This window comes from Lactobacillus delbrueckii subsp. jakobsenii ZN7a-9 = DSM 26046, from assembly GCF_001888925.1.
Lineage (GTDB): Bacteria > Bacillota > Bacilli > Lactobacillales > Lactobacillaceae > Lactobacillus > Lactobacillus delbrueckii.
In genome coordinates, this window is the sequence record NZ_CP018218.1 from 1083478 (window position 1) to 1096800 (window position 13323).

Consider the following 13323-nt stretch of genomic DNA (forward strand, 5'->3'; position numbering starts at 1 on the left):
GGTTATCATATTTATTAGCTCTTTAGCCCAATTCCTGGTTCCGCTTAAGAGCCGCGTTAACTGCGCTGATGGCCGCGTAGCGGAAACCATTCTTCTCCAGTTCAACGACGCCGGCAATGGTTGAGCCGCCTGGTGAAGTTACGGCATCTCTGAGCTGGGCCGGGTGCTGGCCGGTCGCCAGGACCATCTGGGCTGAGCCCAAAACCGTCTGGGCGGCCATTTCAATGGCTTGGGAGCGGGAGAGGCCGTTTTGCACGCCAGCGTCGCCCAGGGCTTCAATAAACTGGTAGACGAAGGCCGGACCGCAGCCAGCTACTGCCGTAGCGGCATCCATCAAGCCTTCCTGGATTTCCACGACCTTGCCGGAGTGAGCCATTAATTCCTTGAAGACATCTTTGGCCTGGCTGCTCTGGCTGGTGTAGCTGGTCATGCCCTGGCCGATGGCTACTGGGGTGTTGGGCATCATTCTGACCAGGTCGTGGCCGGGCAAAAGCTTGGCCAAAGTTTCCAGGCTGACCCCGGTCGCCATGGAGATCCAGATGCTGCCGTTATTGCTGTTTTCACCAATTTCCTTGATGGTGCTGGCCACCTGGTAAGGCTTGACGCCTAAAAAGACCACGTCGCTTTCAGCAGCGACTTGCGCGTTATCTAAGAGCTGGCCGCCGATTTCCGCCTGCAGCTTGCCGGCTTTTTCCGGGTTGTGGCTGCTCAAAAGCAGGCTGACGTCATCACACTTGGCAACTGCTCTGGCGATCGCGCTTCCCATGTTGCCTAAACCGATAAATCCAACTTTCATAAAAAACTCCTTGCTATTCTCTGACCTGGCCCTGGCCACGGACGATGTACTTGTAGCTGTTAAGTTCGTTTAAACCCATTGGCCCCCGGGCGTGCATCTTCTGGGTGGAAATGCCCAGTTCGCAGCCCAGGCCGAATTCACCCCCGTCGGTAAAGCGGGTAGAAGCGTTGACGTAAACAGCGGCTGAGTCGACGGCTTGGGTAAAGCGGTCAGCGGCTGCTTGGTCTTCAGTCACGATGGCCTCGCTGTGGTGGGTTGAGTGTTTGGCGATGTGGTCAATCGCTTCTTCAATTCCGTCCACGACCTTGATAGCCATAATGTAGTCCAAAAATTCCGTGTCGAAGTCGTCCGGGCCAGCTGCTTTAGCTTCTGGCAAAAATTCCTTGGCTCTTTCGTCAGCCCGCATCTCAACCTTGCCGGCAAAAGCTGCAGCTAAACGGGGCAGGAAGTCAGCGGCAACTTCCTGGTCAACCAGGCAGACTTCAGCAGCGTTGCAGACTGATGGTCGGCTCATCTTGGCATTGGCCGTGATCTTGACTGCCTCGTCCAAATTAGCGGCCTTGTTGACATAGATATGGCAGATCCCGGTCCCGGTTTCAATTACCGGAACTTTGGCGTTGTCAACAACCGCTCTGATCAAGCCCTTGCCCCCGCGCGGGATCAAGAGGTCGATCTTGCCCCGGGCCGTCATCATTTCGCTGGAAGACAGCCGGCTGGTGTCTTGAACCAGTTCAATCACCTTTGGGGAGATCTTGCTTTTGGCTAAGCCTGCCTTTAAGGCCTGCATGATGGCGTTAGCAGAATTAAAAGCATCCTTGCCGGACCGCAAAAGGGCGGCATTGCCGGACTTAAGAGCCAGGGCCGCCACGTCAGAAGTGACGTTTGGCCGGCTTTCATAAATCATCCCGATCAAGCCAAAAGGCACGGACCGCTTTTCAATCTTAAGGCCATTGTCAGCCGTGTGCTCGCCTAAAAGGCGGCCCACTGGATCTGGCAGGTCGATCAAGGCCCGGATGCCGCTGGCCATGCCGGCTAAGCGGTCTGGGGTGAGGCGGAGCCGGTCCAGCATGACGTCAGGAATCTGCCCCTTGGCCTTTTCCAGGTCAAGCTGGTTGGCAGCAATGATCTCTGCTTCATGATCCAGCAGGCTGTCAGCCATCAAGGCTAAGGCTTCGTTCTTATCGGCAGTATTTGCCAGGTTGACAGCCGCCTTGTTTGCCAGCAGGCTGTCCATCAGTTGCTGAGTTGAGCTTTCAGTCATATTTTCTTTTTCCTTTCTTATCTTTTTCCTTTCTTAGATCAAAGGGTGGTAACCCAGTCGTCACGGTGGATGAAGATGCCTTCAGGGTGCTTTTGCTCCAGAATTTCTTCAAGAACAGGCCGGGAGAATCGGGCCTTGCCCTTGCCGATCAGCTTCTTGCTCTTCAAGCTGTAGACTTCCACGATGTCATCTTTCTTAAAGTTGCCCTGGACCTGTTTGATCCCGGAAATAAGGAGGCTGGAGCCTTCCCTGGCCATGGCGTGGACGGCTCCGTGGTCGATGTAGACCCGGGCTTTGGCCGGGGCGTAGAAGGCCAGCCACTGCTTCTTCTGGTTGAAGGCATTTTCGTTGGCTGTAAAAAGGGTCCCCTGGTTCTTCTGGTGAACGGCGTCAACCAAGGCAGTGGAGTCTGCTGAACAGATGAAGACCGGGACGCCGGACTTGGTCGCCATGTCAGCGGCTTTGATCTTGGTGGCCATGCCGCCGGTTCCATTGCTGGACCCGGTCCCGCCGGCCATTGCAAAAATTTGCGGGGTAATCTCGTTGATGATCGGGATCGGCCGGGCATCAGGGTTCTTTCTGGGGTTGTCGCTGTACAGGCCAGGCACATCTGTCAAAAGGACCAGGAGGTCAGCCTTTAAAAGGGAGGCTACCTGGGCTGACAGGGTGTCGTTGTCACCGACTTTCAGTTCATCGATGGCGATGGTGTCATTTTCGTTGATGATGGGAATGACCCGCCGGCTCAAAAGAACGTTCAAGGCTGTCTGGGCATTTTGGTAGCGGCGCTGGTCAGCGAAGTCGTCCTGGGTCAGGAGGATCTGGGCGGAAACCACGCCCTGGACCAAAAGGCTGCGGGTGTATTCCTCGATCAAGAGCCCCTGGCCGACAGCGGCCGCAGCCTGCTTGTCGGCCACCTTCCTGGGTCGTTTGTCAAAGCCGAGTCGGCGGAAGCCAGCCGCGATGGATCCTGAAGTTACTAGGACCAGCTTGTAGCCGGCCTGGTGCAGCTGGGCCAGCTGCCGGGTAATTTTTTTGATCTTTTCCGGATCCAGGTCGCCGGCCGGGCTGGTCAGCGAGGAGGTTCCTACTTTAAAAACGATTAGGTTATCTTTCATTAGTCAACTTCCTTAATAAAATTAGACTAGGTAAATCATAGCATCTTTTGCCCGTGGATAGAAAAATTACAACAAAAAGGGCTAGCCGGTTAGGCTAGCCACTGTGGTCTTCTGTTTTATTTGCTGTACGTGGAGTCGTCATTGTATGACTTGGCCGTGATCTTTGGAATAGTCAAAGAGAACAGCAAGCCAAATACGGCACCGACGATCAACAAAGTAACAGGGTTATACGTGCTCTGGGTCAGAGGGGCTCCGATGAAGCCGATGATGAAAGTATAAATCATCCCCCAGACGATGCAAACAATGTAACGTCCCATAGTATCTTCCTTCTTTCGCTCTGCATTTTACCAGAATCGGCAAGCAAATTCAATTGGTGGAAAAAGGACTTTGCTATAATTAAAATAACTAGCAAAAAGCGAAAGGCAGGGCGAGCAAGGTGAACATAGCAGCATTGCAGACTATCTCGGCCAATACCATTCTGGCCAGCCCAATGAAAACGGCTGACCTGGTCCAGGGGGCAAAAGAGCGGGGTTATAGCGCCGTGGCACTGACGGACATCAATGTAACTTTTGGCCTGGCCGACTTTTATCAGGAAGCCATAAAAGCAGGGATCAAGCCCCTTTTGGGCCTGCAGGGCCGCTTTAAGGGAGTCGAATTGGAAGAAGCAGAATATGACCTGGTCTTTTTGGCTCAAAGTCAAAAAGGCTACCAGTCCTTGATGCGCCTGTCCAGCTTTTTAAATATCGCTTCTGGCGACCTTGCCGGCCCGGCGCCTAGCCTGGCTGACCTGCCCGAATTGTCTGACTTGACCGTGATCGTGCCGGCCGGGCTGACCAGCGAACTGCGCCAGCTTAATAAACTGAGGAACAGTGGTGAGGAATATGTTAAAAAGCTCCAGGCCTTTTTGCCAAAAGGCCTGCCCTTATACTTAGGCGTTTACCCGGCTGAATCCGCGGCCGCTTATGATGCCTATGTCAAAAAGCTGGCAGAAATTTCAGCCTTGCCCATCACGGTTGTTGAGGACGTCCGCTACTTAGACCCGGGCGACCAGTTTCTTTGCAAGGTCCTGCAGGCCATTAAGGAAAGACGGGTCCTGGATGAGCATGAACTGACCTTGATGGCGGAGGGGCAGGGGTCACATTGGCTGCGGCCCGCGCCTGTCCTGGAAGATGCCTGCCGGGAAATGGGCTTAGAAGAAGCTTTGGCCAACAGCGGCAAAATCGCGGCCAGCTGCCATGCTAAGATTCCTTTTAAGGAGCCACAGCTGCCGGTCTTTCCGCAAGCAACAGGACTTTCTTCCGACCAATATTTGGAAAAGCTGGCTTTTGCCGGCCTGGAAAAATTAGGCCTTAAGCAGGGAATTTACCACGCCCGCTTGCAAAAGGAACTGGCCGTCATCCAGCAGATGGGCTTTGCTGACTACTTTTTGATCGTCGGCGACATCGTCAATTACTGCCGGCAAAGAGGCGCCCTGGTCGGCCCGGGCCGGGGGTCAGCTGCCGGGTCCTTGGTAGCCTATGCTTTAGGCATTACCCAAATTGACCCCTTAAAATACGACCTGCTCTTTGAGCGCTTCTTAAACCCCGCCCGGGCCGACATGCCCGACATCGACCTGGACTTTACCACAAGCGGACGAAAGCTGGCTTTTGCTTACGTGCAGGAAAAATACGGTGCTAAAGCACACTTTGGCGAGGGCTCTGACCTGGTGGCCCGGATTTTGGCCTTGACGACCATGAAGGCCAAAAGCGTCCTTGAGCGGACCGGCCAGGTCTTTGGCTTAACCCTGCCGGCTATCGCCCGCCTCAAGCAGGCCATGGGGGCAGCCAAAACTTTGGCCGAAGCTGGCCAGCAGGCTGAATTTAAGGCCCTGGTCGCTGCCAGTCCCTTGACCCGCCTTCTTTATCAAACCGCCGTAAGGCTGGAAGGGCTGCCGGAAGACACGGGCACCCACGCTCCCGGCCTGGTCATCAGTGAAGAGCCCCTATCCAGGCAGATCGGCTTGATGACTGGGAAAGAAGCCCCTCTGTGGACGGTTGAGCAGACCAAAAAGTACGTTGAAAAGTATGGTCTCTTAAAGATCGACTTTCTGACCCTGGACAATTTGGAACTTTTGGAAGGCGTTTTAGCAGAGATTCAAAAGTCCAGCGGTCCCCTGGATTTGACCCGGCTGCCCCTGGATGATCCGGATACCTTGCGCCTTTTTGCCCGCGGGGAGACCCAGCAGATTTTCCAGTTTAATTCCAGCGGGATGCAGGAGGTCTTAAGAAAAATCCAGCCTCGGACTTTTGACGACTTGTCCGTCGCCGTGGCCCTTTACCGGCCGGGCCCGATCGCCAGCATCCCTTTGTACGTCGCCCGGAAAAACGGGACCAGCCCGGTTCAGTATCCTGACCCCAGCTTAAAAGAAGTCCTGGGACCGACCTATGGTATTTTCGTCTACCAGGAGCAGGTCATGCAGACGGCCCGGATTTTCGCGGGCTTCAGCCTGGCGGAGGCTGACGTCTTCCGGAACGCGATTTCCAAAAAGCAGGCTGGCCTTTTAGACGAAGAAAAGGGCAAGTTTGTCGCTGGCGCTGTCAGAAAGGGACACAGCCGGCAAGCCGCCGAGGCAGTCTACGCCTTAATCGAGCCTTTCGCCAACTACGGCTTCAACCACTCCCACGCCGTCGCCTATGCTCTTTTGGCCTACTGGCAGGCCTTCTTGTCCGTCCATTTCCCTAGGGAGTTCTACTTGGAAAAGCTCCGGGCCAGCCGGGGCAAGGAAAAAGGGGCCATCATCCGCCAGGCCAGAAAGGCCGGCGTTGAGATCCTGGGGCCCGACATCAACTTGAGCCAAGCAGAGGCCCGCTTGTTTGAAGGCCGGATCTACCTGGGCTTAAAGGATATTATGGGGATTACGCCGGCCTTTTTGGACCAGCTTCTGGCCCTAAAACGGCCAGTAACCAGCTTCCCGGCTTTTTTGCGGCAGCTGGATACCAAGGAATTGAAAGAAAAGCAGCTGGTCCCCTTGATCGAAGCCGGCCTCTTTGACCAGGTCAGTCCCAACCGGGCCAGTCTTTTGGTCAACTGCGGCAACATGCTCAATACTGCCCGCTTGTCGCAAAAAAGCCTGGTCTTGCAGGACTTTTTAGCCGCCAAGGAAGAAAACGTGCCAATGCCGACGGCAGCAGAAAAGATGGCTATGGAAGAAAGAGCCATGGGCTTTGCCGTAACGGCATCTCCCCTGGAAATTGCCGGCAAGGCCCTGGCCAAGCGTTATGGAGCCAAGCCTTTTGCTGGTCTTGCCTTAAACGAGACCGGGCAGGTGCTTGCCCAGTTCATCAAGAAAAACAACTGGCGGGTCAAGCGGGGAGCCCGGGCCGGTGAGTTAGGCAGCAACGCCGTCTTTAGCGACGGACAGACCAGCGAGAAGGTGACCATTTTTACCAGCCAGTACCGCCGCTTTGCCCAAATTCTGAAAGAAAACGCCGTCTACCTCCTGCAAGTTGACAAAAAAGAAGACCAAAAGGACAGCCGGGGCTACCAGCTGATCTTGCAGGATTTGCGCCTTTTGGACTTAAAGCAGCTCGAGCAGGCTGAAGAAGTCAAGCCGGTTACCGTCAAGCCTAAGGACCTGGCTCTTGAGCGTTATTTTGACCAGCACTACCGGACCAAGCGCTTAGGCGACTTCCAGGTTAAAGAAAGGGGCCTGGCACTGGCCAAGCTTTTGGCTGTCCGCTACCAGGAAGACAAGCGGGGACGGAAGATGGCGACCTTGATTCTGGCTGATTCTTCCGGCCGCTACAGGTGCTGGCTTTTTGCCGGGGAACTGGCCAAATTAACTTTGAATTTACAGGTAAATGACTACTACCTGCTCAAGCTGGAAGCTTTAGGCCAAAGAGAGAGACTGGACTTCAAAATTTGGGACATGAAGCAGGTAAATTTGCGCTGAAAATGACTTGACCAATTTGCTTTTTTGAAAAAAATCTCTCCTAGTGAAATAAATAATAAACGCCAGGCTGGGATTTGTAAGCCCTAACAGGTCGAAAGTCTGAAAAAATCGAATTTAAACCAGATTTTACAAGACTTTATGCGGTAAAAATGTTATGATTTATTTGATGTGAGATATTACACAATTTAAATCATGATGAGGTGAATTCATGAAACGGATTGGTATTTTGACTAGCGGCGGTGACGCCCCTGGTATGAATGCAGCCGTAAGAGCCGTAACCAGAGTCGCGATCGCGAACGGTTTGGAAGTTTTCGGTATCAGATACGGTTTTGCAGGTTTGGTTGCGGGCGACATTTTCCCATTGGAAAGTGAAGACGTAGCCCACTTGATCAATGTTTCCGGTACCTTCCTCTACTCTGCGCGTTATCCTGAATTTGCAGAAGAAGAAGGACAGCTGGCTGGTATTGAACAATTGAAGAAGCACGGCATCGATGCTGTTGTCGTTATTGGTGGGGATGGTTCCTACCATGGCGCCCTGCAGCTGACCCGCCACGGCTTCAACTCAATTGGCCTGCCAGGCACGATCGACAACGACATCCCTTACACGGATGCCACGATCGGCTATGACACGGCCTGCATGACGGCAATGGACGCGATCGACAAGATCCGTGACACTGCTTCCAGCCACCACCGGGTCTTCATTGTCAACGTAATGGGCCGCAACTGTGGTGACATCGCTATGCGCGTCGGCGTAGCCTGCGGGGCGGACGCGATCGTCATTCCTGAAAGACCATATGATGTCGAAGAAATCGCCAACCGGCTCAAGCAAGCCCAGGAAAGCGGTAAGGACCACGGTGTGGTAGTCGTTGCTGAAGGCGTAATGACCGCTGACCAATTCATGGCTGAACTGAAGAAGCATGGTGACTTCGACGTCCGGGCCAATGTTTTGGGTCACATGCAGCGGGGCGGCACGCCAACTGTTTCTGACCGGGTGCTGGCTTCCAAGCTGGGCAGCGAAGCCGTTCACCTTCTTTTGGAAGGCAAGGGCGGCCTGGCTGTCGGCATTGAAAACGGCAAGGTTACTTCACACGACATCCTTGATTTATTTGATGAGTCTCACAAGGGTGACTATGACTTGTTAAAGCTCAACGCAGATTTATCAAGATAGTTATTTTTATAGTTTTTGATTTAGGGAGATTTTTTCAAGATGAAAAAAACGAAGATTGTTAGTACTTTAGGACCAGCTTCAAACGATATTGAAACTATTACCAAGTTAGCCGAAGCAGGCGCAAACGTATTCCGTTTCAACTTCTCACACGGCGACCACGAAGAACACTTGGCAAGAATGAACATGGTTCGTGAAGTTGAAAAGAAGACTGGCAAGCTTTTGGGCATCGCTTTGGACACCAAGGGTGCTGAAATCAGAACCACTGACCAAGAAGGTGGCAAGTTCACTATCAACACTGGTGACGAAATCCGCGTGTCAATGGACGCAACTAAGGCCGGCAACAAGGACATGATCCACGTTACCTACCCAGGTCTGTTCGACGACACTCACGTAGGCGGCACTGTATTGATCGACGACGGTGCTGTTGGTTTGACTATCAAGGCCAAGGACGAAGAAAAGCGCGAATTGATTTGTGAAGCTCAAAACACTGGTGTCATCGGCTCAAAGAAGGGTGTTAACGCTCCAGGTGTTGAAATCCGCCTCCCAGGGATTACTGAAAAGGACACTGACGACATCCGCTTTGGTTTGAAGCACGGTATTAACTTCATCTTTGCTTCTTTTGTACGTAAGGCTCAAGACGTTCTTGACATTCGCGCACTTTGCGAAGAAGCTAACGCACCATACGTTAAGATCTTCCCAAAGATTGAATCACAAGAAGGTATTGACAACATCGACGAAATCTTGCAAGTTTCAGATGGTTTGATGGTTGCCCGTGGTGACATGGGTGTTGAAATCCCATTCATCAACGTGCCATTTGTTCAAAAGACTTTGATCAAGAAGTGCAACGCTTTGGGCAAGCCAGTTATCACTGCTACTCAAATGCTGGACTCAATGCAAGAAAACCCACGTCCAACCCGTGCCGAAGTAACTGACGTTGCTAACGCCGTTCTTGACGGTACTGACGCAACTATGCTGTCAGGCGAATCAGCAAACGGTTTGTACCCAGTAGAATCAGTTCAAGCTATGCACGACATCAATGTCCGGACTGAAAAGGAAATGGACACCCGGAACACTCTGGCTCTGCAACGCTTTGAAGAATACAAGGGCTCAAACGTTACTGAAGCTATCGGCGAATCAGTTGTCCGCACTGCTCAAGAACTGGGCGTTAAGACTATCATCACTGCTACTAGCTCCGGCTACACAGCTCGTATGATCTCCAAGTACCGTCCAGACGCAACCATCGTTGCCTTGACTTTCGACGAAAAGATCCAACACTCATTGGGTATCGTTTGGGGCGTTGAACCAGTTTTGGCAAAGAAACCTTCAAACACTGACGAAATGTTCGAAGAAGCTGCCCGCGTAGCTAAGGAACACGGTTTCGTTAAGGATGGCGACCTGGTAATCATCGTTGCCGGCGTACCATTCGGCCAATCAGGTACTACTAACTTGATGAAGCTGCAAATCATCGGCAACCAACTTGCTCAAGGTTTGGGCGTAGGCACTGGCTCAGTTATCGGCAAGGCTGTTGTTGCGAACAGCGCTGAAGAAGCCAACAATAAGGTTCACGAAGGCGACATCCTGGTAGCTAAGACTACTGACAAGGACTACATGCCAGCTATCAAGAAGGCCAGCGGTATGATCGTTGAAGCTTCCGGCTTGACCAGCCACGCAGCTGTTGTCGGCGTATCACTCGGCATTCCAGTTGTTGTCGGTGCTGCTGACGCAACTTCAAAGATCGCTGACGGCTCAACTTTGACTGTTGACGCACGTCGCGGCGCAATTTACCAAGGTGAAGTTTCAAACCTGTAATCTAGGATTGCAAGTCTGACAACCACAGAAGAAAGAGTTCAATCAATCGATTGAGCTCTTTTTCTTTGCTAATTTTCCTCTGCTTTCTTTAATGATTGCCTTGAATATAGCTAAGGCAGAAGAGGTATTTTAAACTGCTGAGCCGCTTTAAATCGTCTGCAAACTTAATCTACCCAAAAAGCATAGCCGACCTTAGAAGACCGATATGGGCTGTTTAACAGGGAGGAAAAAGCGCATTAAAAAACTCCAGCTGAGCTAGAGTTAAATTACCACTTTTTAATTGTTAAGCTGCAAGGTCATCTTCACCTAAGATGATCTGCAAGGTGTCGTGGACGATCTTGTCCTTGGCCAGTTGGGCCTGGTCATCGCCTTGGTCGCGGAAGTCGTTGATCATTTCTGCCGCGATTTGATGACCCAGATCTTGTTGGCCATGATGGTGGCTTCCCGGACGTCGTGGGTAACGAGCACTGTGGTGATGCCCTCTTCCTTGCAGACCTGGAGGATGAGCTCCTGCATCTTGGATCTGGTCAAGGCATCAAGGGCTCCGAGGGGGTTGTCCAAAAGCAGGAGCTGGGAAGAGGACAGGAGGACTCTGGCTAAAGCAGCTCTTTGTCTCTGCCTCCCCGGACAGGGTGGCCGGGTGGCCGTCAGCGTATTCTTCCAGGCCCACCCGGGCTAAAAGGCGCTTGGCCTTGTCCGGGTCATTGCCGGTCATGAGCAGGTTGCCCAGGACGGTCTTCCAAGGCAAAAGGCGATCATCTTGGAACATGACCTGGGCCTGCTGGTTGAGGCCGGATAATTTTTGTCCGTTCATGGTGATTTCCCCGGCTGTCAGTGCTTCCAGGCCGGCGATTAGGCGCAGGAGGGTGGATTGAAGTAGAACTGGCTGCCCTTGCTGATGGCTTCCAGCCAGCCGGTCAGCCACTTGTTCCAGCTAAAAGAGCCACTGGTCAGCAAGAGAAAGGCCAAAAAGAGGCCGTTCCAGAAGAGGTAGGGAATACCGCTGACGATATAGCGCTTTTTCCAGAAGACCGGCCAGTTTTGTTTTTCAGGCCGGCCCCAGTAGCCTAAAAAGAGAACCAGTCCGGTGATGAACATAAAGCCGAAGCGAGGAAAGTGCAGGATCAAGTGGGTTGATACTAAAAAGCGGCCGGCAGGGGTCGCCTTGTTGCCTAAAGCTGCGGCAAATGTGCTGGCCACGTGGTTGAGCACGACGCCGAACATAAAGAAGCAGCGCATCAGGTCAACTTCGTAAAGGTGTTTTTTCTTGGTCATGTAAGCCTCCTTTTCTTTGATTACCTAGATTAATTAAAGAACTTGGTCAAAACTTGCTTTAAAATAGAGAAAACTATGCGTGAATTGAAAAAAATCAGCGAACTGACGGAAAAACTATTGTTAATTGCTTTATTTTCTTTCTTTGTTCCCGTATACTAGTGTTAGAATTATGTAAAGTTGGAGGCAGACTATGCTTGGAGAAATCCGGACCGGTAAAATCATTGACAGCAACGCTGAAGCCTATTTTGTGCAGATTGACGGCTTAACGTTCAAATTGAAGAAAGAAGAAATCACCCAGGAAGAGACGCCGGAAATTGGCGGGCAAATCACGGGATTTATTTATGATAACCAAAAACATGAACGGGAAATGACCCAGTTCCTGCCTTTTGCCCAGGCTGACCAATACGGCTGGGCCACGGTTACCAGGGTCCAGCGGGGGCTGGGGGTCTTTTTGGACATTGGCTTGCCTGATAAGGATATAGTTATGTCCCTGGACGACCTGCCACTTGACCCGGCCCGCTGGCCGCAAAAGGATGACCGCCTTTTGGTGCGGCTGGAAACTGATGACAAGGACCGGATCTGGGCCAAGGCCGCTGACGAAAACGTCTTTGCCCAAATCGCTGTCCGTTTCCCCAACAACCTGGTCAACAAGAACCTGCTGGCCCGGGTATACTCCAGCAAGTCCTTGGGTTGCTTTGTTTTGACCAATGACTACTATTTGGGCTTCATCCATGAATCTCAAATGCAGCAGCCGCTGCGGCTGGGTGAGGAAGTCAAGGCCCGGGTAATCGGGGTCAGCCAGTATGGCCGCTTGAACATGAGCGTTTTGCCCCGGTCTTTTGAAGAAATTGACGATGACGCGGCTATGATCATGATGTCTTTGCGCCGCAAGGGCGACAAGACCCTGCCATTTAGCGACAAGAGCGAGGCCCAGGCCATCAAGGACTATTTCGGCATCTCCAAGTCTGCCTTTAAGCGGGCCTTAGGCAACTTGATCAAGCGGGGCCTGGTCAGCCAGGACAAGGAAGCCGGCACGATCAAGCTGATTAAGGATGAGGCGGATGAATAAGCTCGCTGAGCAGATAAACGATTATCTGCGCTACAGTCAGATTGAGCGGGGACTCAGTCCGAATACCATCGCGGCCTACCATCAGGATTTGCTGGAGTTTCTGGCCTTTGTCAAAGAAGAGCAGATGCCCGCCTGGCCGCTGGAAGCCGTGGAAATTGATGCTTTTTTAGCTAAAGAGCGGGACTTGGGCAAGGCTAACAGCTCTATCAGCCGGCTGGTGTCGACCCTGAGCCGCTTTTACCAGTGGCTGGTCCGCCAGCAGCTGATCGCCCTGGACCCCATGAGCCAGATTGATGCTCCCAAGCGGGAGAAGCGGATGCCCTTGGCTTTGACTGAGGCTGAAGTGGGCAAGCTCTTAGAGCAGCCAGATCTGACTACGGATTTAGGAATCCGCGACCGGGCCCTTGTGGAACTGCTTTACGCGACGGGGATGCGGGTCAGCGAAGCGGTCAACTTGCAATTAGCCGATGTCCATGCCGACCTGCAGCTGATCAAAGTCCTGGGCAAGGGGAGTAAGGAACGGCTTATTCCGGTGAGCGCCCTGGCCTTAGACTGGATTAAGCGTTATCTGCCTGTCAGGGACCAGCAGCTTTTAAAGCGGGGCAAGAGCAGCGACTACCTGTTCTTAAACAGCCGGGGCGGGCAATTGACCCGGCAGGCTGTCTGGCAGAAGATCAAGAAGTACTGCCAGCAGGCCGGCATTGCTAAGGATGTGACTCCCCACACCCTCCGCCACAGCTTCGCGACCCATTTGCTAGAGCATGGGGCGGATTTGCGGGTGGTGCAGGAAATCCTGGGCCATACAGACATTTCCACGACCCAAATCTATACTAATCTGACCCAGAAGCATATCCTGGACGTCTACCAAAAGACCCATCCCCGCATTTAGAGGTGATCAT

12 protein-coding genes are annotated in these 13323 nt (G+C 52.6%); 5 read left to right on the forward strand and 7 right to left on the reverse strand.

The genetic code is table 11. From position 1 onward, the window contains the following. Positions 1-22: 22 nt before the first annotated feature. The 4 genes from proC to LJ046_RS05575 form a co-directional block, all read right to left on the reverse strand. Entirely contained in the window at positions 23-796 is a 774-nt protein-coding gene (proC, locus tag LJ046_RS05560) for a pyrroline-5-carboxylate reductase (RefSeq protein WP_002877626.1), read from the reverse strand. Between the two features lie 13 nt (positions 797-809). Next, on the reverse strand, positions 810-2057 hold the full coding sequence (locus LJ046_RS05565) for a glutamate-5-semialdehyde dehydrogenase (RefSeq protein WP_002877618.1): 1248 nt from the start codon (positions 2055-2057) through the stop codon (positions 810-812). Positions 2058-2095: 38 nt separating this feature from the next. Further along, positions 2096-3172, reverse strand: a complete 1077-nt coding sequence (gene proB, locus LJ046_RS05570; RefSeq protein ID WP_002877611.1) for a glutamate 5-kinase — start codon at positions 3170-3172, stop codon at positions 2096-2098. A 116-nt stretch (positions 3173-3288) separates the two neighbouring features. Continuing rightward, positions 3289-3489 (reverse strand): YjzD family protein, encoded by a 201-nt coding sequence (locus LJ046_RS05575; RefSeq protein WP_002877609.1) that lies wholly within the window; start codon positions 3487-3489, stop codon positions 3289-3291. A gap of 119 nt (positions 3490-3608) precedes the next feature. On the opposite strand from LJ046_RS05575, the gene dnaE reads away from it, so the two are divergent. The 3 genes from dnaE to pyk all read left to right on the forward strand — a co-directional run bounded on the left by dnaE (position 3609) and on the right by pyk (position 10080). Then, entirely contained in the window at positions 3609-7103 is a 3495-nt protein-coding gene (dnaE, locus tag LJ046_RS05580) for a DNA polymerase III subunit alpha (protein WP_035176460.1), read from the forward strand. Positions 7104-7311: 208 nt separating this feature from the next. After that, positions 7312-8271, forward strand: a complete 960-nt coding sequence (gene pfkA, locus LJ046_RS05585) for a 6-phosphofructokinase (protein ID WP_002877605.1) — start codon at positions 7312-7314, stop codon at positions 8269-8271. Positions 8272-8310: 39 nt separating this feature from the next. Then, positions 8311-10080, forward strand: a complete 1770-nt coding sequence (pyk, locus tag LJ046_RS05590; RefSeq protein ID WP_002877603.1) for a pyruvate kinase — start codon at positions 8311-8313, stop codon at positions 10078-10080. 390 nt (positions 10081-10470) lie between these two features. Here pyk and LJ046_RS10380 read toward each other — a convergent pair whose 3' ends face one another. The 3 genes from LJ046_RS10380 to LJ046_RS05600 are packed head-to-tail and all read right to left on the reverse strand — an operon-like array spanning position 10471 to position 11355. Beyond that, entirely contained in the window at positions 10471-10611 is a 141-nt protein-coding gene (locus tag LJ046_RS10380) for a hypothetical protein (RefSeq protein WP_231127972.1), read from the reverse strand. 4 nt (positions 10612-10615) lie between these two features. Continuing rightward, a complete protein-coding gene (locus tag LJ046_RS05595; RefSeq protein WP_231127973.1) occupies positions 10616-11005 on the reverse strand; it encodes an ATP-binding cassette domain-containing protein in 390 nt (129 codons plus the stop codon). Beyond that, positions 10933-11355, reverse strand: a complete 423-nt coding sequence (locus LJ046_RS05600; RefSeq protein ID WP_002877597.1) for an acyltransferase family protein — start codon at positions 11353-11355, stop codon at positions 10933-10935. Before LJ046_RS05600 ends, LJ046_RS05595 begins: the two co-directional genes overlap by 73 nt. 190 nt (positions 11356-11545) lie before the next feature. On the opposite strand from LJ046_RS05600, the gene LJ046_RS05605 reads away from it, so the two are divergent. Beyond that, positions 11546-12424, forward strand: a complete 879-nt coding sequence (locus LJ046_RS05605) for a CvfB family protein (RefSeq protein WP_002877594.1) — start codon at positions 11546-11548, stop codon at positions 12422-12424. Then, positions 12417-13313 carry a site-specific tyrosine recombinase XerD gene (xerD, locus tag LJ046_RS05610; protein WP_002877591.1) on the forward strand — a complete coding sequence of 299 codons (897 nt, stop codon included), beginning with the start codon at positions 12417-12419 and terminating at the stop codon, positions 13311-13313. The genes LJ046_RS05605 and xerD overlap by 8 nt, the downstream gene beginning before the upstream one ends. Positions 13314-13323 lie beyond the last annotated feature (10 nt).